Origin of the sequence: Winogradskya consettensis, assembly GCF_018332715.1 — a bacterium.
GTDB lineage: Bacteria > Actinomycetota > Actinomycetes > Mycobacteriales > Micromonosporaceae > Actinoplanes > Actinoplanes consettensis.
Map to the genome: position 1 here is coordinate 109,862 of NZ_BOQP01000052.1, position 22,495 is coordinate 132,356.

The following is a 22,495-nucleotide window of genomic DNA, read 5'->3' on the forward strand; positions in this document are numbered from 1 at the left end:
GCGTACGGGCAAGAAGTGGCCGAGGGCACCCGGCGAGTGCCGGGTGCCCACATAGACCGCTTTACGGTCAGGCACTCACCCGCTTGCTCTCGGGTTCGGCCGCGGACGGCTCCTCACCCATCGAGATCGGCTTGCGCTTGCTCCACACGACGGCCGCCACGATGATCAGCGCCGCGACGACCGCGATGCTGACCCGCAGCGGGGTGTTCCGGTCGGTGCCGATGCTCCACGCCACGACCGCGGGCGCGATCAGCAGCGAGACCAGGTTCATCACCTTGAGCAGCGGGTTGATGGCCGGGCCGGCGGTGTCCTTGAACGGGTCGCCGACGGTGTCGCCGATGACCGTCGCGGCGTGGGCGTCGGAGCCCTTGCCGCCGTACGCGCCATCCTCGACCAGCTTCTTGGCGTTGTCCCAGGCGCCGCCGGAGTTGGCCAGGAAGACCGCCATCAGCGTGCCCGCGCCGATGGCTCCGGCCAGGTAGGAGGCCAGCGCGCCGGCGCCCAGGCCGAAGCCCACCGCGATCGGTGCCATGATCGCGAGCAGGCCCGGGGTGAGCAGTTCACGCTGGGCGTCGCGGGTGCAGATGTCGACAACTCGGCCGTACTCGGGGCGCTGCGAATAGTCCATGATGCCGGGGAATTCGCGGAACTGGCGGCGTACCTCCATGACAACCGCGCCCGCCGAGCGGGAGACGGCGTTGATGGCCAGGCCCGAGAAGAGGAAGACCACCGCGGCACCGATCAGCAGGCCGACCAGGTTGCGCGGGTTGGAGATGTTGAGCAGGTTGAGGATCTCCAGCCCGATCTGGTCGGGCTGGAGCCCGGCGTCGGCCAGCGAGCTCGAGAGCGTGTTCGTGTACGACCCGAAGAGCGCGGTCGCGGCGAGTACGGCGGTCGCGATCGCGATGCCCTTGGTGATCGCCTTCGTGGTGTTGCCGACCGCGTCGAGCTCGGTCAGGATCTGCGCGCCGCGCTCGTCGACGTCGCCGGACATCTCCGCGATGCCCTGGGCGTTGTCGGAGATCGGCCCGAAGGTGTCCATGGCCACGATGACGCCGACCGTGGTCAGCAGGCCGGTGCCGGCGAGCGCAACCGCGAAGAGCGACAACGTGATGGACGAGCCGCCCAGCAGGAACGCACCGTATACACCGGCACCGATCAACAGCGCCGAGTAGACGGCTGATTCGAGCCCGATGCTGATGCCGGCCAGCACGACGGTGGCCGCGCCGGTCTGCGAGGACTTGCCGATGTCCTGCACCGGACGCCGCTCGACCTCGGTGAAGTAGCCGGTCAGCGCCTGGATGGCGGCGGCGAGCACGATGCCGATGACCACCGCGCCGATCGCCACGAGCTGCGGGTTACGGCCGCTGGCGACCACCCCGGCATCCAGTGACGAGTCGTTGAAGCCGGCGAAGCTGTCCGGCAGGTAGAGGAAGCTGATGACCGCCACGATGACCGCGCTCAGCACCGCGGAGATGTAGAACGCCCGGTTGATGGCGGTCAGTCCGTTGCGGTCCGAGGCGCGCAGCCGGGTGATGAAGACACCCACGATCGCGATGACCACGCCGACCGTCGAGACGATCAGCGGGAAGATCAAACCGTCCTGGCCGAACGCCGCCTGGCCCAGGATCAAGGCCGCCACCAGGGTGACCGCGTACGACTCGAAGAGGTCGGCCGCCATACCGGCACAGTCACCGACGTTGTCGCCCACGTTGTCGGCGATCGTCGCCGCGTTGCGCGGGTCGTCCTCCGGGATGCCCTTCTCCACCTTGCCCACGAGGTCCGCGCCGACGTCGGCGGCCTTGGTGAAGATGCCGCCGCCGACCCGCATGAACATCGCGAGCAGCGCCGCACCGAAGCCGAAGCCCTCGAGCACCGTCGGGGCATCACTGCGGTAGATCAGCACGACCAGCGCGCCACCGGCCAGCCCGAGGCCGACGGTGAGGAATCCGACCACGCCGCCGGTGCGGAACGCGATACCCATCGCTTTCTCGCGGCCGCCTGTCTCGCTGGCGGCTGCTGCCACCCGTACGTTCGCCCGCGTCGCCAGCGCCATGCCGGCACCACCGATGAACGAACTGAAGACGGCGCCGACGATGAAGAACAGCGACCGGCCGATCTTGACCATGGTCTCGTTGTCGCCGGAACCGTGCACCGGCAGCAGGAACAACAGCACCACCGCGATGACGACGAAGATCGCCAGCGTCCTGAACTGCCGGATCAGGTAGGCGGATGCGCCCTCCTGCACGGCACCGGCGATCTCCTGCATGGAGGTGGTGCCGCGACCGGCCTTGAGCACCGATTGCACGAAGACCGCGGCGAATGCGAGCGCGACGAGCGCGAACACAATCGCGACGATGACGAATGTGACGTTAGAACCGGAGAGAGAGACCGCACCGCTTTCCGCGGCGAGAATAGTGGAGCTTCCGGACATCAATGTCCTCCTGTGCACCGTACGCACCGAACAGCGGACGAGACTGCTCGGCGCATCCCCTGGACGGGGAGACGACGAACCAGGTCCCGCGGGGTGCGGCACCCAGGGAGCAGTAGCTGATTACTGGCGTACTGTAACGGGAGAACGTGGTGATGGTCACATATCTTGAGCCCACGGCGTGGTGATGTTCTTCGCTGTGTCAGCGGTTGGCGTCCAGGTCGGACAGCCTTTAAGCTCCCGGCCCCAGGCAGCGTTGACCCACCGCTTGCGCCGGACGGCGTCCTTTTTGCGCTGAGCGGTTTCGACTTCGCTCGCTATTCGAGCTTTAGCGGCGACTTTTAACGGCGGTGGACGGGCCAGACCATGCGGACCTCGGTGCCGGCGCCCTCATCAACCGGGCGGACCTGGAGATCGTCGACAAATCCGGCCAGCAGTGCAAACCCGACACCGGTGGTCAGCGCCTCGTCCGTGAGCGACTCGTCGGCCAGCTCGTCGGGCGGCAACTTGGTCAGGCCGATGCTCGCCTCGATCGGGGCGCGGTCGATGACCCGCACCATGTACGAGTCCGAGTCGGACATTTCCACCATGACCAGATCCGGGATGCGGTACTGGTTGTGCAGCGCGACGGCCCTGGTGCAGGCCTCACCGATCGCGAGACGCACCTCGTCCAGCAATTCCTCGGCAACCCCCGCGCGCCGGGCCACCGCGACACCGACCAGGCGGGCAGTGCGCACGTGCACAGGAGCCGGCGAGAAGGACAGCCGTACCGTCGCCATCACGCCGTCGGAGGGTTGTCGTCGCGTTCGCCGGACGACGTCGAGATAGCCGCTTCGACGGAGGAATAGATCGGGAACACCTGGTCGAGCGCGGTGATCCGGAAAATCTTCAGCAACGGTTCCTTGGCGCAGACCAGGCCGAACGTGCCATTAGCGGCACGCAACCGCTTGAGCGCACCCACCAGCACACCCAGGCCGGTGGAATCCAGGAAATCGACGCGCGCGAGGTCCACCACGACATGCCGCGAACCGCCGTCAACCAGCTCCACGAGCCGTTCACGCAGGCGCGGTGCCGTGTAAACATCCACCTCACCGCCGACGTCGAGCACCGTGTGCTCGCCGACTGTCCGGGTCGTCAGCGACAGCTCCATCGGTCCTCCTCCCTCCGTGCCACATGCTCTCGGGGGGCCGATCTCCCCAGCGAATCTAACCACCGGCCGTCATTGCCCGGCGCGTCGCACCCTCCGTCGTACCCGTTTGGGGTTCCCGTCATACCGGTGTCAGAGTTCACGCGTGACCACGACCGTCCCCGGCGTCCCCGCCGCACGCAGCGGATCGGCCGTCCCCGGACCGTCTGCCGGGCCGTCCGTCGGGGCCGCTGATCTTCTGCATCGACTGCGGGCCGGACGCCCTTCCCGCGACGAATCACCGGTCACGCATGTCGAGCGCGTCGCGGCCAGGACCGGGCGAACGGCACCCTGGCCCGAGTGGGTGCCCGCCGCCCTGCGGGAGGCTTACGGCTTCGAGCCCTGGGAGCATCAGGCCACAGCTGCCGCGTACGCCCACAGCGGTCAACACGTAGTCGTCGCCACGGGGACGGCGTCCGGCAAGTCCCTCGCGTACCAGATGCCCGCCTTGAGCAGACTGCTGAGCGATCCCCGCGCGACCGTGCTGTACCTCTCCCCCACCAAGGCGCTCGCCGCCGACCAGCTACGAGCCGTCGCCCGCCTGGACCTCGACGGCGTCCGGCCGGCCACATACGACGGTGACACCCAGCGCGAGGAGCGCGAGTGGATCCGCGAGCACTCACGCTTCGTGCTCACCAACCCCGACATGCTGCATCACGCCCTCCTGCCGGGCCACGCCAAATGGGCCGTCTTCCTGCGCCGCCTCTCGTACGTCGTGATCGACGAGTGCCACACCTACCGAGGCGTCTTCGGCTCGCACGTCTCCCACGTCCTGCGCCGCCTGCGCCGCCTGGCCGCCCAGTACGGCGGTAACCCGACCTTCGTGCTGGCCTCGGCCACCTCGGGCGACCCTGCCGGAGCGGCGTCCCGGCTGACCGGCCTGCCCGTGACCGCGGTGACCGACGACGCATCGCCGCGCGGGGCGGTGACGTTCGCCCTGTGGGAGCCCCCGCTGGTCCCCCACGAAGATCCCGACCTGCCCCCGACCCGCCGGTCGGCACTGAGTGAAACGGCGGACCTGCTGACCGACGCGGTGGTGTCGGGCACCCGCACGCTCGCCTTCGTCCGCTCCCGCCGGGGCGCCGAGGTCGTCGCGTCCATGACCCATCGCTCACTCGACGAGGCCGTCCCGGGCCTGGGCAAACGCGTCGCGGCATACCGGGCCGGCTACCTGCGGGAGGACCGCCGCGCCATCGAACGGGCCCTGCTCTCGGGCGAGCTGCTGGCCCTCGCGTCCACGAACGCCCTCGAACTCGGCGTCGACCTCGTCGGGCTGGACGCCGTACTCATCTGCGGCTACCCCGGCACCCGCGCCTCCCTGTGGCAGCAGGCGGGCCGCGCAGGCCGGGCCGGCGGCGAGGCCCTCGCCGTCCTGATAGCCCGGGACGACCCCTTGGACACCTACCTCGTCCACCATCCCGAGGCACTCTTCGGCCGTCCCGTCGAGGCAACGGTCTTCGACCCCACCAACCCGTACGTCCTCGGCCCGCAGCTCTGCTCCGCGGCGTCCGAGGCTCCCCTGCGCCCCGCCGACCTCGACCTCTTCGGCGGCGAACCCGCCCGCCTCGCAGTCGAGGCCCTGACCGCCTCCGGAGCCCTGCGCAAACGCCCGTCCGGCTGGTACTGGACCCACCAGGGCCGTCCCGACGTCGACCTGCGCGGCACCGGCGGCGGCCCCATCGCCGTGGTCGAGCGGTCAACGGGCCGCCTGCTGGGCACGGTCGACGAGGGCTCCTCACACGTCATGCTCCACACCGGCGCGGTCTACCTGCACCAGGGCGTCACCTACGTGGTCGACGACCTCGACCTGGACGACGCCGTGGCCCTGGTCCACCCCGCCAACCCCGACTGGTCCACCCACGCCCGCGACGTCACCGACCTGTCCGTGGTCGCGATCAGGGACCGTGTCGACGCCGGCCCGGTCAGCCTCTTCGTCGGCGACGTCGACGTCACCAACCAGGTCGTCTCCTACCAACGCCGCCGCATAGCCACCGGCGAGATCATCGACACCCGCCCTCTCAACCTCCCCACCCGCCAACTCCGCACGGTCGCCGTCTGGTTCACCATCACCCCGGACGCCCTGCTCAAAGCAGGCGTCGAACCCCCGGACATCCCCGGCGCCCTCCACGCCGCGGAACACGCCGCCATCGGCCTCCTCCCCCTCATGGCCACCTGCGACCGCTGGGACATCGGCGGCCTCTCCACCGCCAACCACCAGGACACCGAAAGCCCCACCGTCTTCGTCTACGACGGCCACCCCGGCGGCGCCGGCTTCGCAGAACGCGCCTACGCCACAGCCACAGCCTGGCTGAGCGCCACCCGCGAGGCCATCGCCTCCTGCACCTGCGAAACCGGCTGCCCCTCCTGCGTCCAATCCCCCAAATGCGGCAACGGCAACAACCCCCTCGACAAACCCAAAGCAGTCCACGTCCTGGACACGGTCCTCACCCACCTCCCATCCCGCCCCTGAACGAGCGGCTCCTGACTGCTGGTCACCGACTGCCCGGCTCATGCCAGATCGCGGCCTCATAGCAAGCAGGCATTGAGCTGTACGCGCACCGACCCGCTCGTGCAGCCGCCGCGCGGTTCGAGGTCGAGTCGATCCCGTATCCGCGATGATCAACTGGCCCGGACAGGACGCACACCAGATTCAGGCGCAGTCCCCAGAACCAGCGCGAATGCGATGCCCAGGAGCCGCATCCGGCCCGCCCGGCCAAATCCGAGCGTCGCACCGCCGGTCGTGAGCGGCCCCACCCAACCGGCGTCAAGTCGGTCACCCACACGTCGTCATGCCTCAGATCAATGTCCGCCGCGACGACCCGGACAGCCCGTTTCAGCAGCGGCAAAGCAGCACCAAAGCCACCTGCCCTAGCCGGACTGACCCGGCGGATACGGGAACCCGCCTGGCAGACGGGCGAGCAGCAATCCCAGTCGGCGCGCCTCCGAAGGAACTCCGAGCAAGGCTTGGCCACGAGACCGTCAGCAACTCGGCGCCGGACAACCGAGATGGGCGACCGACCCCCCGAAGCCGTCCCAACAAGTCGTCGATTCCAGCCCGAGCCCGGCCCCGCCCCGGCCTCGGCCCCACCCCGAACCCCGCCCCGCAGCTCGCCCCGAACCCCGGCCCCGCCCCGCCCCGCGCCGCGCCGCAGCTCGGCCCGCCCCGCAGCTCGGCCCCGCCCCGCGCCGCAGCTCGGCCCCGCAGCTCGGCCCCGCCCCGCAGCTCGGCCCCGGGGCCGGGGCCGAGCGGGGACGGGCACGGGGCGCCGGGCGGGTCATGAGCCGTAGATCGGGCCCGCCCGGGCATTCGCGGTCGCGGGGAGGGTCATGCCGGGGAGGGGGCTCACCTCCACTTCGGCCGTGACGAGGATGGTGAAGCCGTCCGTGTGGCAGGCGGTGAGGGCGGCGTTGTTGGCGGTGACGATTTCGGCGGCTCGGGTGCAGGCGGGGGCCGGGCCTTCGGCGGCACGCATGGCTCCGGCCAGCGCGCCGAGGTCGGCTGCGGCTCGGGCCTGGTGACGGGCGACGCGAACTGCGCCGACCGTCGCGCCCGCGGAGCCAGCCATGAGCAATGCCAGCCCGACGGCCAGGACGAAGACCGTTGCCGCCCCGCGGTCGTCGTCGAATCCGAGACGCCGGCCGGGCTTCTCGACGAGCACCAGAGCATCCGTCATGCGTAGATCACCGGCTCTCGGGCCGCCACGGCCCGTGCCCGCACGGTGAGCCGCGGCAAGCTTCCGCCGAGCACGGGGATGGGCGCTTCCACGGTGACCGTGACGGAGTTCGCGGGGTCGGCGGCATCCGGGGTGATCGTGATCGTCGCGCCCGGCGGGGCGATGCCGGCCGCACGGTCCGCTCCGGGGCCCCCTCTGGCCTCGATGATGGCGCCTTCCCTGGCCGCGTCGACGCATCGGCCCCGGGCTGTCACCGCGCTGATCGCCGTGAGGCCGAAGAGCAGGAGAAGCATGAGCGCCGGCAGCCCACCCGCCAGCTCCACGGTGAACGAGCCCCGATCCTGTCGCACGGACACCAGGTCACGACAACGTCCACGCCATCCGCGGCGCGGTACGGGCTGCCGGCGCCCGGTCACTTCAGGGCCTCGAGGATCGTGTCCGTCAGGCGCTGCTTGATCGCGGAGCTGGTCAGAACCTCGTAGAGGACTATCGCCAGACCGGCCGCGGCGAGTGTCCCCACCGCGTACTCGACCGTGGACATGCCCTCGTCCTTACGAAATCCGGCGAGCCGCAGCCTGGTCGAGCGCGTGATGACCTGCCGAGACCCAACTGCACGGAAGCCGGCCCAGCACAGGGCGGCGAACCGTACGGCCGCAGAGCGCAGGGCCGTAGAACGCAGGGCAATCGAGCGCAGGGCAGCGAGGCCCGAGCCCGGGAAGCAAGGGCCCGGGGCTTGCGGGCCGGGGCGGGACGGCCCGGGGAGGCCGACGATCAGTTGGTGCACGTGGAGCTCCTTCTTCGTGGGGTTACAGGACGTCGCCGAGGACTGCGACGAGGACCGGCACGAGGCCGGCGAGCATGAAGGCCGGGAGGAAGCACAGGCCGAGGGGGATGACGATCAGGACACCGGCGCGACGGGCGGCTGCTTCGGTGGCGATCGCGCGGTCGGTGCGGAGGTCGTCCGCGAGACGGGTGAGGGCTCCGGCGAGGGCGGCGCCGCTGGCGCTGGTTCGCACGGCTGCCGAGGTGAGGCGTTCGGCTCCTGTCAGATCCGCGAGGTGGGCCCAGGCTTCGAGCGGCTCGGCGCCGAGCGTCAACGAGCGGGCCACCCGGTCGAGCCGTTCCCCCAGCGGGCCGCCGAGGGCCTGGGCAACCGCGGTTACCGCACGGTCGATCGGGAGACCGGCGCGGAGCACGGCGGCAAGTAGGTCGGCGCCGATGGGCAGGTCGGCGCTCGCCCGCTCGCGCCCCGCTCGAACGGCGGCGGGCACCTGACGCCCGAGCAGCCGGTTGGCTCCGTAGGCGACGACGACCGCCGGCACCAGGCCCCACCAGCGCCCGACGAGGTAGCCCACGGACGCACCACACAGCACCGCCATGAGGACCCTGCGTTTCACCGGGAACCCTCCATGATCAGAGTGGGAACCAGCAGCTCCTGGAACGGGCATCGCACCCACTCGGACGTGCGTGCGGCTCGCAGGAGGGCGGCGACGCAGCACGGTTGGAGCGGGACCTGGACCGGGCCGCCCCGGCGTTGGATCGCCTCGGCACCGCAGCGGAAGGCGGTCATGCGAACGGGCTCCTGATCAGGTGGTTGGACCACAACAGACCCGCGGTCTGGAGCAGGGCCGCCGCGATCGCACAGATGGCGCCGGCCGAGGTGTGCAGGAGCACCCGGAGCGGATCAGTCCCGAGGCCGTAGCCGATAGCTAGGCCGCCGAGCGGTAGAACCGCGAGCAGCAGGGCCGTCATCCGGGTGCCGGCGGCTTCCGCGTTGGCGCGGGCGCGGGCCCGGTCAGCGGTACGGGCGTCGGCCTCGATGCGGTCGACGAGGTCAGCGGTGGGTGCCCCTGTTTCGCCGGCCAGCCGTCCAGCGGCGGCTGTCAGCTCGCCCAGCCGCCCCCGGATCGGCGCGTGCGACGGTGCGGCGCCCGCACGCAGGTCCGCCGCGAGCGCGCTCAGAGCGTCGAGGTTCCGGGTGCGCTCGGCAGCGGCGCGCTTACGGGCAATGGAGTGGGCGAACTCCCGAGCGCCCAGGACCGCATAGACGAGCCCGAGAGTCGCGGCCACCGGACCGCCGAGCAACAGCCCCAGGAGCGCAGTGCCCGCTCCCGCAACCGCGGTGAGCCTCGTGGGAGACCAGACGGTGAGGGATATCCGGAACCGGGGTTGCCGGCCGAGGCGGGCCAGCCCGGACGGCGCGGGCAGGATCACGACTCCGGCTGCGAGAGCCAGCAGCGAGGCGGCGAGAAGCCAGGACAGCCCGTTCATCGCTGCGAACCCAGGACGGGTGGCACCGTCATGCCGCGCTCCGACAGCAGGCGGGCAAGCGTGACCGAACCGGGCCCCGCACCACGCCCACGCTGCCAGGCGGGGACCACGGTGGTGAGACGTTGTTCGCCGGATGGCAGCAGCACGCCGATCGAGTCGAGGACCCGACCGCGTGGAATCCGGCGGACCTGCAGGATGACCTGGAGGGCGGCGTTGAGCTGTGCGTGCAGTGCCGCCCGGGGCAGGCCGGAGAGCATCCCCAGCGCCTCGAGCCGAGCCGGCACGTCAGCCGGCGCGTTCGCGTGCAACGTGCCCGCGCCGCCGTCGTGCCCCGTGTTCAGAGCGGTGAGCAGGTCGGCGACCTCCGCGCCGCGGCACTCCCCGATCACCAGCCGGTCGGGGCGCATGCGCAGGGCCTGGCGTACGAGCTCGGTGAGACTGACCGCCCCGGCGCCCTCGGTGTTGGAGGTGCGCGCCTGCAACGCGACGACGTGAGGGTGCACGGGGCGCAGCTCGGCCGCGTCCTCGACCAGCACGATCCGCTCGCTCGAGGGCACGAGGCCGAGCAGGGTCGCGAGCAGTGTCGTCTTGCCGGAGCCCGTGCCACCCGTCACGAGGTACGCCAGCCGGCCCGCCACGATCGACGAGAGCACCTCGGCAAGCGCCGGCGGAACGGTGCCCTGCTCGATCAGATCGTCGAGGGTGAACGGGCGCTGGCGGAACGTCCGCAGCGAGAGATACGGCCCCGTGGTCGCCACGGGTGGGAGCACCGCGTGCAGCCGTGTGCCGTCGGGGAGACGGGCGTCCGCGTAGGGCAGGCCGTCGTCGAGCCGGCGCCCGCAGGCGGCGGCGAGGCGCTGGGCCAGCCGGCGGACGTCGTCGGGGCCACCGACGTTGACCGCAGCCCGTTCCAGGCCGCGCCCCCGGTCGACCCAGACCTCCTGGCGGTTGACCAGGACGTCGGTGACCGAGGCGTCCGCCAGCAGGGGTGTCAACGGACCGGCGCCGACGAGCTGGTCGCGCACCTGGCCGGCCAGGTGCAGCACCGTGGTGTCGCCGAGCACGGCGGCGTCGGCCTCGTGGCGCACGGCGCTGACAAGAGCCTCCGGCGTCGCCTCGCCGTGCTCCTCGGCGATGTAGCGCCGCACCCTCGCAGCAAGAGTCATGCCACGGCCTCGCTCTTCGCGACGAGCAGGCGTGCGATCAGCCGGCCGCAGAGCTCGGCCAGCGGACCGCGCCCGTCCTGGGTGGGGGCGTCACCGCGCTCCAGTCCGTTGCGCAGTGACTCCTCGGGGCGTAGTGCGCCGGCCAGCGGGAGTCCGAGTGAGCGCGCCACCTCGCGCGGTTTGAGGCGCCCGGGGGCCGGGCCCCGCACCACCACCGAGAGGTCGGGGCAGTGCAGGCGCGCCACCGCAGCCACCCGGGCAGCCGCCGCGGCCGCCCGCAACTCGGCCGGGACGACCAGGACTGCCTGGTCGGCTGCCTGCAGGGCGAGGGTCGCCGCGTCGTCGAGGTGGCGGGGCAGGTCCATCACGGTCACGTCGCGGCGGGCGTGTGCGGCCGCCAGAGCGCCGGCCATGACATCGCTCGGGACCGCGGTCAGGCCGTCGCGGGCGAACGAGAGCAGCACCAGGTCGCCTCGCTGGGGCAGGGCGCCGAGCAACGCCGGCGGATCGATATGGCCACCGGCCTCGGCGAGAGCCGGCCAGCGCAGGCCGGAGAGCCGCTCCCAGCCGAGCACGAGATCCAGGCCACCGCCGAGCGGGTCGGCATCGAGCAGCAAGGTGCGCAGGCCGCGGCGGACGGCGGTGACCGCCAGCCCGCCGGCCAGGGTGCTCGCGCCCGCACCGCCCCGGCCGCCGATCACGGCGATGGCCCGTCCCGCGGCGGGCGGCTGGATCGCGGCGGTGATGCGGTCGACGACCCAGGGCTCCGCCTCGGGCAGCAGGGCGAGGTGCTCGGCGCCCAGGCTCTCGGCGAAATCCCAGACGTCGTCGTCGATCGGGTTGAGGCCCACGACGAGCACACCGGGGCGGCGGGGCATCCCCGCTCGCAGGCAGCCCGCCGCCTGGTCGGAGCCGATCAGGATCAGGGGCGCGGACGGGTAGCGGGCGCGGGCCGCGGCAGGGTCGGCGGCCAGGTCGACCTCGGTGCCACCGGCTGCGGCGAGGCGCAGCAGGTCGTCGAGGAGGTCGGGGTCTTCGGTGATCACGAGCGGTAGAGGCATGACGCCACCGTGGCCGGACCGGTGATGATCGTTCAACCGGCCATCGCCGAGCCTGTGGATAACTCAGCAGCCTGTGGATAACTCGCTCCGGGAGCGTTGATCTGCTACGGGAAGGACCGCAAATGGGACACGCGAGGAGTGGAATCGGTGGCGATTGGGTATGTTGTCGGCCGACCCGATCAATGGAGTTGGCATGGACTTCCCGATCCGCAGCGCGCAAGGCGACGACGGCACCGCGGTCATGAGCGTGCTGGGCGAGATCGACTTCTCCAACTCCGACGAGGTCGCCCAGGGCATCCGGGACGCGGTCGCCCAGGATTCCCCGGAGCAGATCCGGATCGATCTGAGCGACGCGACGTTCATCGACTCGACCGGGCTCGGCGCGCTGATCGAGGGTTACCGCGCCGCCACCGAGGCCGGCTGCCGGTTCGTGGTGACAAATCCGAGCGACAACTTCCGGCGGGTGCTCGCCGTTACCGGGCTGATCGAACTGTTCGGGATGACGGACGACGCCCAAGCCGCGAATCTCAGTCGGGCAACGGGTTCCTGACACCAAACCCTGCAGACATGGAACGACCCCCGTCGGGGGTGACGGGGGCCGTCCTGGGATTCGGCTCAGGGGGGGTCGAGCCGAATCGGACCCGGTGATCGCGGGGGGCGCAACCACCGAGAATCCATACCACCGTGAATGCACGAAAACACGGGGTCGAGTTATGGGTAAAGCAGCGGCAGCCGGGTGCAACGTGAATCCCAGTCGCAACACAAGCATGCCTCAGTACCGCTCAACCGTCGAGTACCCACCGTCACCAGAAATGGCACCACCGCCACCCCGGCAGTATTCCGGGGTGGGTACGGCTACACTTTCGGGCCGTGGGCCAGAGCGCCGCATTCTTCGACCTCGACAAGACCGTCATCGCCAAGTCCAGTGCGCTGGCCTTCGGACGGCCGCTCTATCGTGATGGGCTGATCAGCCGGCGTGACGTCGTCAAATCCGCCTACGCCCAGCTCATGTTCCGGCTGGGTGGCACCGACGAGCAGACCATGGCACGCACCCGCGACTACCTCGCCACCCTCTGCAAGGGCTGGAAGGTCGAGCAGGTTCAGCAGATCGTCGGCGAAGCCCTGCAAGAGCTGATCAACCCTTATGTGTACGCGGAAGCCGCCGCCCTCATCGCCGAGCACCAGGGCGCCGGGCGCGACGTCGTGCTGGTTTCAGCATCCGGTGACGAGATGGTGCGCCCGATCGGCGCGCTGCTCGGGGTCACGGACATCATCGCGACGCGGATGGGCATCGTGGAAGGCCGCTACAGCGGTGAGATCGAGTTCTACGCCGCCGGGCCGAGCAAGGTCATCGGCGTGCAGGAGCTCGCGGACGAGCGCGGCTACGACCTTGCGGAGTGTTACGCCTACTCCGACTCGAGCAGCGATCTCCCCCTGCTGGAGGCGGTCGGGCATCCGAGCGCGGTGAATCCGGATCGCGCACTGCGCCGGGTCGCGCTGGAGAACCAGTGGCCGGTGCTGGAGTTCCGGCACCCCATCCCTCTGGGCCGCCGGCTGCGGGAACGGCCCGCCGTCCCGGTCGCGGCCGCAGCGCTGGGGGTGGGCGTGGGAGTCGCGATCGGCTTCGCGATCTACGGCCGGCACCGCCGCACGAAGGCCGCCCTGAGCTGACGTCAAGCGTCTGACTAATTACGTTAAGTAGCATTTGCCCTGGTGATCAAGGCGGCAGAGGCGTAGAAAGAAACCGCGGACCCGTTCATCGGATTCCGTGCACGGCCACCGGGAACCCACGCGCGATCAGCCACGGCAGGCACGTTGCGGCGGGACCCACCGGGAAACCGGCGGGACTGCCGACAACAGAACCCCAGGTGCACGCCTGATAACCCGGTAGGACGCGCAAGCGACGCCGCCTCACCCGTGAGGCGGCGTCCTTTATGTCGCGATCAGCCCGCCCGGGGCTGACCGCCCGATCAGCCCGCCCGATCAGCCCGCCCGATCAGCCCGCCCGGTCAGCCCGCCCGATCAGCCCCGGGCCGACCGCAGGTGCCGGTTGCGCAGCTCGTGGTAGACGTCGCGGAAGGCCTGCGGCCGACGATGGAAGTCCACGCCCTGGGCCCACAACTCGGTGTTGACCGTCGACCCGTCCCGCCGCTCGATCAGCACGGTCATGCCGCCGTGGATCTCCCACCGGCCCACCTTGTTGGTGTGCTTGTGCAGCCGCACCTGGGCGATCTCCTCCCACCGCAGCGTGCGCGACCGCAGCAACCCCCGGATCCGTAAACCCGCGGGCCGCACGTAGACGCCCATCTCCAGGATCCGCCAGCCGGCGAGCACCCACACCGCGGCGATGACCATCGCGAGGATGTGCACACCCGCGCCGGTCAGGTCGAAGAGCCCGACGCTCGCCCAGCCGAGGAGACCGAAGGCCACGGCTTCCCAGCCGATGACCAGCCAGCGGCCGGGGCCGGGTGAGTATGGCCGGACCCAATCGTCGTCCATCAACCGAGTATGGCAACCGCCAACGGCCGCAAAACGGGTAATTCGAACTTCGACGCATCACCCGCCCGAAGGTGCCAACACCTCATCGCCGATCCGGGGGATCTCGTCCGCACCCTCGATCACCGCGGCCGCGTAGTGCCGCAGCCACGATCGGACACCGTCCGGGGTGCCGGTCGCGTACGCCCCGGCCGATCCCACATATTCGGGCTCGCGGGTGAGATGGCCCGCCTCGACCCCGACCAGGCCGCGGGCGTCGAAGCCGCGGGAGACCAGGGTGAGCCGCGCGGCCGCCCGTGCGACGACACCCGCGGGCCCGGCGAAGGGCCGCAGAGTGATCAATTCGGCGTGCACGATCGCGGCGAGCAGCAGCGGTGGCGTCCGTTCGTTGCCGGCGACCAGCCCGGCGAGGGCGTCGATGCGGTCAGCGCCGGAGATCAGCCGGCCCAGGTCGGACTCCGCAACGGAGCCGCGGGCTGCCAGCATGTGGAGCCGGGCGAGCACCTGGCGGGGTGCGCGGGGCCAGAGATCGGTCATGCCGCCGAGCGACTCGGAGACGCGCAGAGCGCCCTGCACGATCGGGTCGGTGACCGTGCCACCGCGAACGTCGGCGAGGTCGTAGCGATGGTCTTCCAGGGCCGCGCTGGCCACGGCGGCGCGCAGGCCGACCTCGGCGGCGACCTGGCCCCCGTTGCGGCGCAGCGCCCGGTGCCGCAACGCGGCGTCGACGCGCTCCCGGGCCTCGGTGAAAGCGTCCTCGACCCCGGTCAGGGCGAGCAGCGGAGCCAGCGGATCGTTCGTCACCGGCATACCGTAACCGGAAAACCCTACGAAACACTTGCTGCGCATTAGGGCTCAGAAGTGGCAAGATTCGCGCAGCACCGATCAGGATCTGCCCGGTCGGCGCGCACTCTCCGCCACTCAGCGCGCGGGACGAGCACGGGTCGCCCGAGCGCAACTAGTGTGCACACAACAGAGCAGAGGAGCCGCCCTCATGAGCGAGACGCTGGAGAACCTGTATTCGGAGACGCGGCAGTTCCCGCCGCCCGCCGACCTCGCCGCCAATGCCAACGTCAAGGCCGAGGCCTACGACGAAGCCGATGAGAACCGCCAGTGGTTCTGGGAACAACAGGCGAAACGGCTCAGCTGGGCCAAGCCGTGGGAGCAGGTCCTCGACTGGTCCAACCCGCCCTTCGCCAAGTGGTTCGTCGGCGGCGAGCTGAACATCGCGTACAACTGCGTGGACCGTCATGTCGAGGCCGGGCATGGCGACAAGGTCGCGATCCACTGGGAGGGCGAGCCCGGGGACACCCGTTCGATCACCTACGCCGACCTGCTCAAGAGCGTCAGCCAGGCCGCCAACACGCTCACCGAGCTCGGCATCACGGCCGGCGACCGGGTTGCCATCTACCTGCCGATGATCCCCGAGGCCGCGGTGGCGATGCTGGCCTGCGCGCGGATCGGCGCGACCCACAGCGTCGTGTTCGGCGGGTTCTCGGTGGACGCCCTCTCCACCCGCATCCAGGACGCGGACGCGAAGCTCGTGATCACCGCGGACGGCGGATACCGGCGGGGCAAGCCGTCCGCGCTCAAGCCGACGGTCGACGACGCTGTCGCGCAGTGCCCGAGCATCGAGCACGTGCTCGTCGTACGCCGCACCGGTGAAGATGTCGCCTGGGGTGAGAAGGACCTCTGGTGGCACGAGACGGTCGAGCAGGCGAACGACAAGCACGAGCCGCAGGCCTTCGACTCCGAGCACCCGCTGTTCATCCTCTACACCTCGGGCACGACGGGTAAGCCGAAGGGCATCCTGCACACCACGGGCGGATATCTGACGCAGACGTCGTACACGCACAACGCCGTCTTCGACCTGAAGCCCGAGAGTGACGTCTACTGGTGCACCGCCGACATCGGCTGGGTCACCGGGCACTCGTACATCGTCTACGGGCCGCTCTCCAACGGCGCCACCCAGGTCATGTACGAGGGGACGCCGGACACGCCGAACCGCGGCCGGTTCTGGGAGATCGTCGACAAGTACAAGGTCACCATCCTCTACACCGCGCCCACCCTCATCCGCACCATGATGAAGTGGGGCGACGACATCCCGGCGAAGTATGACCTGTCGTCGCTGCGCGTGCTCGGCAGCGTCGGCGAGCCGATCAATCCCGAGGCCTGGATGTGGTACAGGGCAAATGTCGGCCACGACAACTGCCCCATTGTGGACACCTGGTGGCAGACCGAGACCGGCTCGATGATGATCTCTCCGCTGCCCGGTGTCACCAGCACCAAGCCCGGCTCCGCGATGACCGCACTCCCCGGCATCTCGGCGGACGTTGTCGACGACGAGGCCCGCTCGGTGCCGAACGGCGGCGGCGGGTTCCTGGTGCTGCGCGAGCCGTGGCCGTCGATGCTGCGCACGATCTGGGGTGACGACCAGCGCTTCATCGACACCTACTGGTCGCGCTTCGGCAAGGGCGCCGGTGTCGGTGAGGACTGGATCTACTTCGCCGGCGACGGAGCGAAGAAGGACGACGACGGTGCGCTCTGGCTGCTCGGCCGGGTCGACGACGTCATGCTGATCTCCGGGCACAACATCTCGACCACCGAGGTCGAGTCGGCCCTGGTGTCGCACCCGTCCGTGGCCGAGGCCGCGGTCGTCGGCGCCACCGACCCGACAACCGGGCAGGCCATCGTGGCGTTCACGATCCCCCGGGGCAACGTCGACACCAGCGGCGAGGCCGGCGAGAAGCTGATCCAGGAGCTGCGCCTGCACGTCGCCAAGAAGCTGGGCCCGATCGCCAAGCCCCGGCAGATCATGCTCGTCGCCGAGCTGCCCAAGACCCGGTCCGGAAAAATTATGCGACGACTGCTGAAGGACGTCGCGGAGAACAGGTCGCTGGGCGACGTCACGACGTTGCAGGACTCCACGGTCATGGACCTGATCTCGTCAGGCATGACTTCGGCCAAGTCCGAGGACTGACCGCACACGCATCGGCGGCAGTGGGTGACAATCCACTGCCGTCGATGTTATGACCTAACTGGACCTTGCCAGGCATCGCTATATCTGCATACGTTCTCTCCAGCCCCGGATCCGGGGCCTGCTAGGCCGCCCGCCGAACCACGGCGTGCGGTCCTGTCAACGGAGGTAACGTAGTGCGCAAGGTAGTCGTGGGACTGCTGGGCGCCGCGATGGTGACCAGTGTCGGGATCTCGCTCCCGACCGTCGCCAACGCTGCTCCACCTGCCGATCCGGCACCGGCCAGTCAGGCCGGCACCGCCACCGTCGACGACATCCCCAACCCGTTCAACGACAAGACCCGGGCGCTGCGCCAGCAGGCCATCACCGATGTGCTCACCGGCCGCGCCAAGCCGATCGAGCGCAACGGCAGCACGGTGGTCAAGGTCGGCAAGACCCAGGGCGTGTCAGCGCTCAACAAGACGGCGACCACGAACGACGACGGCGTCGACCAGTACGTCGAACTCGAGCGTGAGAACACCGACCGGATCTTCGTGATCCTCGCGGAGTTCGGCAACGACCGGCACCCCAGCTACCCCGACGTGGACAGCGACCCGGCGACCGCCGGCCCCGCGACGTTCGAGGGTCCGCTGCACAACTCGATCCCGGAGCCCGACCGCGGCGTGGACAACTCCACGATCTGGCGGTCCGACTACAGCTCCGACTACTTCCGCAACCTCTACTTCGGCGACGGTGCGGGCACCGAGTCGCTGAAGACCTATATGCAGACGCAGTCGTCCGGCCGCTACAGCGTCGACGGCGAGGTCACCGACTGGGTCAAGGTCAAGTACAACGAGGCCCGGTACGGTCGCGACCTCTGCGGCAGCCACGTGTGCAGCAACGTCCAGCAGCTCGTCCGTGACGCCGCGAACCAGTGGGTCATCGACCAGCGGGCCGCCGGGCGTACCGAGGATCAGATCGTCGCGGACCTGCAGTCGTTCGACCAGCACGACCGGTACGACTACGACAACGACGGCGACTTCAACGAGCCGGACGGCTACATCGACCACTTCCAGATCGTGCACGCCGGTGGCGACCAGGCCGACGGTGACCCGCAGCAGGGTGAGGACGCCATCTGGAGCCACCGCTCCTATGTGAGCTCGGGCGACGCCGGCTCCACCGGCCCGTCGGGCAACCTGCGCGGCGGCACCCAGGTCGGCGACACCGGCCTCTGGATCGGTGACTACACGATGCAGCCGGAGAACGGTGGCCTCGCCGTCTTCGCCCACGAGTACACGCACGACCTCACGCTGCCGGACGACTACGACACCACCGGCGGCGGCGACAACGCCAACGAGTACTGGACGCTGATGGCGCAGAACCGCCTCAGTGCCACGGGCGACCAGGGCATCGGCACCCGCCCGGGCGACATGGGGGCGTGGAACAAGCTCCAGCTCGGCTGGCTCGACTACGAGGTCCTGGTCAAGGGTCAGCAGAAGACCCTCGAGCTCGGCCCGGAGGAGTACAACACCGCCAAGGCGCAGGCCGCGGTCGTGGTGCTCCCCGACAAGCAGGTCGTCACACCGCTGGGCGCACCGTACGCCGGAACCAAGCAGTACTTCTCCGGCAACGCGGACGACCTCGAGACCGCGCTGACCAAGGACGTCGACCTCACCGGTAAGGCCACCGGCTCGGTCACGCTCAAGGGCCGCTACGCCATCGAGGTCGACTACGACTACCTCTACTTCGAGGCGTCGACCGACAACGGCAGCACCTGGACCCGGCTCAACGGCACGGTCAACGGCGCCGCCTTCCCGACCGACGGCAGTGGCAACCCGGCGCTGACCGGCAGCACCGGTGGCGCCTGGGCGGACATCGCTGTGCCGCTCAACGCGTACGCGGGCCAGAAGGTCAAGTTCCGCCTGCACTACCTGACCGACGGCGGCGTCTCCGAGGGCGGGTTCTTCGGCGACAACCTGACGGTCACCACCGACGGCACCGTGGTGTCGACGGACGGCGCTGAGACCACCCCGACCTGGACCCCCGCGGGCTTCAGCGTCGTCGGTTCCTCGACCAGCGCGGCGTACGACAACTTCTACATCGTCGGCAACCGCTCGTACGTCGGCTACGACCAGTACCTCAAGACGGGCCCGTACTTCTTCGGCTACCCGGCGAAGCCCGACTTCGTGGATCACTTCTCGTACCAGCAGGGCGTGCTGATCTCGTACTGGGACACCTCGGTCTCGGACAACAACGTCAGCACCCACCCCGGCACCGGCCGCAACCTGTACGTCGACGCGCACCCGGAGCCGGTCTACAACCTGGAGGGTGTGCCGTGGCGCGCCCGGGTGCAGATCTACGACGCACCATTCGGGTTGAAGAAGGCCGATTCGTTCACGCTGCACATCAACGGCAAGGCCAGCTACATCCGTGGCCAGGCCGCGCAACCGACGTTCGATGACACCCAGAAGTACTTCTACGACGAGACCCCGGCCGCAGGCGTCAAGCTGCCCGCCGCCGGCGTCAAGATCCAGGTCACCGCACAGTCCGGCACCTCGGCGACGGTGAAGTTCAGCTAAAGCACCATCATGGAGGCGGCGCTGGGAAAACTCTCCCGGCGCCGCCTTTCACGTGTGTAAAGATCTTGATTAATTTCACTACATCACTTCCACGTATCTAATTTTTTGCATACGTTCACCTGGGTCCCGAACACGGGACCTCTGCATGCCGAGCCGCTGCACCCCAGCGATTCGGGCACGTCGACGGAGGTACGTAGTGCGCAAAGTAGTCGTGGGACTACTCAGCGCCGCCATGGTCACCAGTGTCGGGATCGCTCTCCCGACCGTGGCTCAGGCGGCGCCTCCGGTGGAGCCCGTCCCGGCGGCCGCGAAGGCCCCCAAGAAGGACGATCTCCCCAACCCCCTTGAGGACAAGCGCCGCGAACTGCGCCAGACCGCCATTCAGGGAGTCCTGAAGGGCAAGATCAAGACGCAGAAGCGGAACGGCAGCACCGTTGCGAAGGTCGGCAAGACCCAGGGCGGCGGCCTCGCCGACCGTACGGTCGCGGCCACCGGCCAGGACCAGTACGTCGAGCTCGACAACGAGCGCACCGACAAGATCTTCGTGATCCTGGCGGAGTTCGGCAACCAGCGGCACCCGAACTACCCGGACGTCGACAGCGACCCGGCCACGCCGGGTCCGACCACGTTCGAGGGTCCGCTGCACAACTCGATCCCGGCGCCCGACCGGGCCCAGGACAACACCACGGTCTGGCAGGCGGACTACAACAAGGAGCACTACGAGTCGCTGTACTTCGGCGACGGCTCCGACGCCGAGTCGCTCAAGACCTACTACCAGACCCAGTCCTCGGGTCGCTACAGCGTCGAGGGCGAGGTGTCCGACTGGGTGAAGGTGCCCTACAACGAGGCCCGCTACGGCCGCGACTGCGACATCAACGGTCTCTGCACCGACACCAACGCCTGGGCGCTCATCAAGGACGCCGTGGCGCAGTGGGTCGCGACCCGCAAGGCCGCCGGCAAGACCGACGCCGAGATCGCCACTGAGATCAAGCAGTTCGACCAGTGGGACCGTAACGACTACGACGGCGACGGCAACTTCAACGAGCCCGACGGTTACATCGACCACTTCCAGATCGTCCACGCCGGCGGCGACCAGTCCGACGGTGACCCGCAGCAGGGTGAGGACGCCATCTGGGCGCACCGCTGGAACGCCTACCTGAACACCGTCGGCATCGACGGCCCCTCGTACAACAAGTACGGCGGCACGCAGGTCGGCAACACCGGTGTCTGGATCTCCGACTACACCATGCAGCCGGAGAACGGCGGCCTCTCGGTCTTCGCCCACGAGTACGGGCACGACCTCGGCCTGCCGGACGACTACGACACCAGCGGCGGCACGAACAACAACAGCGAGTTCTGGACCCTGATGGCGCAGAGCCGTCTCTCCGGGGCCGGCGAGCCGCTCGGCACGCGCCCGGGTGACATCGGCGCCTGGAACAAGCTGCAGCTCGGCTGGCTGGACTACGAGGTCGTGGTCAAGGGCCAGCAGAAGACCCTCGAGCTCGGTCCGCAGGAGTACAACACCAGCAAGGCCCAGGGTGCTGTGGTCGTGCTGCCGGACAAGCAGGTCACCACGCCGCTCGGTGCGCCCTACGCCGGCACGAAGCAGTACTTCTCCGGCAACGACGACGGCCTCAACACCACGCTGACCAAGGCGGTCGACCTGACCGGCAAGACCAGCGCGTCGCTCGACCTCAAGGGCCGCTACAACATCGAAGAGGGGTACGACTACCTCTACTTCGAGGCCTCGGAGGACGGCGCCACCTGGACCGCCCTTGACGGCACTGTGGACGGTCAGCCGCTCGGTACCGACGGCGGAGAGCCGGGTCGTCCCGCGGTTTCCGGCACGAGCAACGGCGCGTGGCAGAGCTTCCACATCCCGCTCGACGCGTACGCCGGCAAGAAGATCTCGCTCCGCCTGCACTACCTGACCGACGGTGGCGTCTCCGAGGGTGGTTTCTTCGGCGACGACCTGGCGATCACGGCGAACGGTGCCGTTGTCTCCACCGACGGTGCCGAGACCACCCCGACCTGGACCGCCAAGGGCTTCAGCGTCGTCGGTGCCTCGACCAGCGCGGCGTTCGACAACTTCTACATCGTGGGCAACCGCAGCTACGTCGCCTACGACAAGTACCTCAAGACGGGCCCGTACAACTTCGGCTACCCGACCCGGCCGGACTACGCGGAGCACTTCGCGTACCAGCAGGGCGTGCTCATCTCGTACTGGGACACCTCGGTGGCGGACAACAACGTCAACGTCCACCCGGGCTCCGGCCGTAACCTGATCATCGACGCGCACCCCGAGCCGATCTACAACCTCGAGGGCGTGCCGTGGCGGTCGCGGATCCAGCTGTACGACGCTCCGTTCAGCACCACCAAGGCGGACTCGTTCACGCTGCACGTCAACGGCAAGGCCAGCTACATCCGTGGCCAGGCCGCGTCGACCACGTTCGACGACACCCAGAAGTACTTCTACGACGAGACCCCGTGGGCGGGCGTCAAGCTTCCCGCCGCCGGTGTCAAGATCCAGGTCACCGCGCAGTCCGGAACCTCGGCCACGGTCAAGTTCTCCTGATCTCTCGCGTCGGCTGAGCTGCCCGGGGACCTTCTGGTCCCCGGGCAGCTCTGTTTTCAGGACCAGATTTCCAGGACCAGGTTTCCAAGGCCAGGTTTCC

Annotated in this window: 19 protein-coding genes and 1 pseudogene; 6 read left to right on the forward strand and 14 right to left on the reverse strand. The window is 69.5% G+C overall.

The annotated features are described in order from the left end of the window. Positions 1–67 precede the first annotated feature (67 nt). From Aco04nite_RS41610 to Aco04nite_RS41620, 3 genes are all read right to left on the reverse strand, one after another. Positions 68–2,434, reverse strand: coding sequence for a sodium-translocating pyrophosphatase (locus tag Aco04nite_RS41610; protein WP_213002689.1), 2,367 nt, complete (start codon positions 2,432–2,434; stop codon positions 68–70). A gap of 338 nt (positions 2,435–2,772) precedes the next feature. After that, positions 2,773–3,213 carry an ATP-binding protein gene (locus tag Aco04nite_RS41615; RefSeq protein ID WP_213002690.1) on the reverse strand — a complete coding sequence of 147 codons (441 nt, stop codon included), beginning with the start codon at positions 3,211–3,213 and terminating at the stop codon, positions 2,773–2,775. After that, on the reverse strand, positions 3,210–3,581 hold the full coding sequence (locus Aco04nite_RS41620) for an STAS domain-containing protein (RefSeq protein ID WP_203836868.1): 372 nt from the start codon (positions 3,579–3,581) through the stop codon (positions 3,210–3,212). Before Aco04nite_RS41620 ends, Aco04nite_RS41615 begins: the two co-directional genes overlap by 4 nt. A 235-nt stretch (positions 3,582–3,816) precedes the next feature. Between Aco04nite_RS41620 and Aco04nite_RS41625 the strand changes: the two genes are divergently transcribed. Continuing rightward, positions 3,817–6,087, forward strand: coding sequence for a DEAD/DEAH box helicase (locus tag Aco04nite_RS41625; RefSeq protein WP_244876697.1), 2,271 nt, complete (start codon positions 3,817–3,819; stop codon positions 6,085–6,087). Between the two features lie 157 nt (positions 6,088–6,244). Here Aco04nite_RS41625 and Aco04nite_RS50305 read toward each other — a convergent pair. The 9 genes and pseudogenes from Aco04nite_RS50305 to ssd all read right to left on the reverse strand — a co-directional run. Continuing rightward, a pseudogene (locus tag Aco04nite_RS50305) lies at positions 6,245–6,705 on the reverse strand (IS982 family transposase); the annotation flags it as partial. A gap of 187 nt (positions 6,706–6,892) precedes the next feature. Then, the gene (locus Aco04nite_RS41630) at positions 6,893–7,291 is read right to left on the reverse strand and encodes an Rv3654c family TadE-like protein (RefSeq protein WP_213002692.1); all 399 of its coding nucleotides are present in this window, start codon (positions 7,289–7,291) and stop codon (positions 6,893–6,895) included. Then, on the reverse strand, positions 7,288–7,647 hold the full coding sequence (locus Aco04nite_RS41635; protein WP_244876679.1) for a TadE family type IV pilus minor pilin: 360 nt from the start codon (positions 7,645–7,647) through the stop codon (positions 7,288–7,290). The genes Aco04nite_RS41630 and Aco04nite_RS41635 overlap by 4 nt, the downstream gene beginning before the upstream one ends. A 56-nt stretch (positions 7,648–7,703) precedes the next feature. After that, complete coding sequence (locus tag Aco04nite_RS50310) at positions 7,704–8,075, reverse strand: DUF4244 domain-containing protein (RefSeq protein WP_438874989.1); 372 nt, start codon at positions 8,073–8,075, stop codon at positions 7,704–7,706. 22 nt (positions 8,076–8,097) lie between these two features. Beyond that, positions 8,098–8,739 (reverse strand): type II secretion system F family protein, encoded by a 642-nt coding sequence (locus tag Aco04nite_RS41645; protein WP_213002693.1) that lies wholly within the window; start codon positions 8,737–8,739, stop codon positions 8,098–8,100. Next, positions 8,685–8,861 (reverse strand): hypothetical protein, encoded by a 177-nt coding sequence (locus Aco04nite_RS41650; RefSeq protein ID WP_213002860.1) that lies wholly within the window; start codon positions 8,859–8,861, stop codon positions 8,685–8,687. The genes Aco04nite_RS41645 and Aco04nite_RS41650 overlap by 55 nt, the downstream gene beginning before the upstream one ends. Next, positions 8,858–9,562, reverse strand: coding sequence for a type II secretion system F family protein (locus Aco04nite_RS41655; RefSeq protein ID WP_244876680.1), 705 nt, complete (start codon positions 9,560–9,562; stop codon positions 8,858–8,860). The genes Aco04nite_RS41650 and Aco04nite_RS41655 overlap by 4 nt, the downstream gene beginning before the upstream one ends. After that, entirely contained in the window at positions 9,559–10,728 is a 1,170-nt protein-coding gene (locus tag Aco04nite_RS41660) for a TadA family conjugal transfer-associated ATPase (protein WP_213002694.1), read from the reverse strand. Before Aco04nite_RS41660 ends, Aco04nite_RS41655 begins: the two co-directional genes overlap by 4 nt. Further along, entirely contained in the window at positions 10,725–11,771 is a 1,047-nt protein-coding gene (ssd, locus tag Aco04nite_RS41665; RefSeq protein ID WP_213002847.1) for a septum site-determining protein Ssd, read from the reverse strand. The genes Aco04nite_RS41660 and ssd overlap by 4 nt, the downstream gene beginning before the upstream one ends. A 211-nt stretch (positions 11,772–11,982) precedes the next feature. Here ssd and Aco04nite_RS41670 point away from each other — a divergent pair, with 211 nt between their 5' ends. Then, entirely contained in the window at positions 11,983–12,339 is a 357-nt protein-coding gene (locus tag Aco04nite_RS41670; RefSeq protein ID WP_213002695.1) for an STAS domain-containing protein, read from the forward strand. A gap of 320 nt (positions 12,340–12,659) precedes the next feature. Further along, on the forward strand, positions 12,660–13,460 hold the full coding sequence (locus Aco04nite_RS41675) for an HAD family hydrolase (protein ID WP_213002696.1): 801 nt from the start codon (positions 12,660–12,662) through the stop codon (positions 13,458–13,460). A 351-nt stretch (positions 13,461–13,811) separates the two neighbouring features. On the opposite strand, the gene Aco04nite_RS41680 is transcribed toward Aco04nite_RS41675, so the two are convergent. Together Aco04nite_RS41680 and Aco04nite_RS41685 are read right to left on the reverse strand one after the other, a co-directional pair. Continuing rightward, positions 13,812–14,288, reverse strand: coding sequence for a PH domain-containing protein (locus Aco04nite_RS41680; RefSeq protein WP_213002697.1), 477 nt, complete (start codon positions 14,286–14,288; stop codon positions 13,812–13,814). A 57-nt stretch (positions 14,289–14,345) separates the two neighbouring features. Further along, on the reverse strand, positions 14,346–15,089 hold the full coding sequence (locus tag Aco04nite_RS41685; RefSeq protein ID WP_213002698.1) for a Fic family protein: 744 nt from the start codon (positions 15,087–15,089) through the stop codon (positions 14,346–14,348). Positions 15,090–15,279: 190 nt separating this feature from the next. Between Aco04nite_RS41685 and acs the strand changes: the two genes are divergently transcribed. The 3 genes from acs to Aco04nite_RS41700 all read left to right on the forward strand — a co-directional run bounded on the left by acs (position 15,280) and on the right by Aco04nite_RS41700 (position 22,395). Further along, positions 15,280–17,265 carry an acetate--CoA ligase gene (acs, locus tag Aco04nite_RS41690; RefSeq protein ID WP_213002699.1) on the forward strand — a complete coding sequence of 662 codons (1,986 nt, stop codon included), beginning with the start codon at positions 15,280–15,282 and terminating at the stop codon, positions 17,263–17,265. Positions 17,266–17,453: 188 nt separating this feature from the next. Further along, the gene (locus tag Aco04nite_RS41695) at positions 17,454–19,820 is read left to right on the forward strand and encodes an immune inhibitor A domain-containing protein (protein ID WP_213002848.1); all 2,367 of its coding nucleotides are present in this window, start codon (positions 17,454–17,456) and stop codon (positions 19,818–19,820) included. A 211-nt stretch (positions 19,821–20,031) separates the two neighbouring features. Further along, positions 20,032–22,395, forward strand: a complete 2,364-nt coding sequence (locus Aco04nite_RS41700; RefSeq protein ID WP_438874992.1) for an immune inhibitor A domain-containing protein — start codon at positions 20,032–20,034, stop codon at positions 22,393–22,395. Positions 22,396–22,495: the final 100 nt, after the last annotated feature.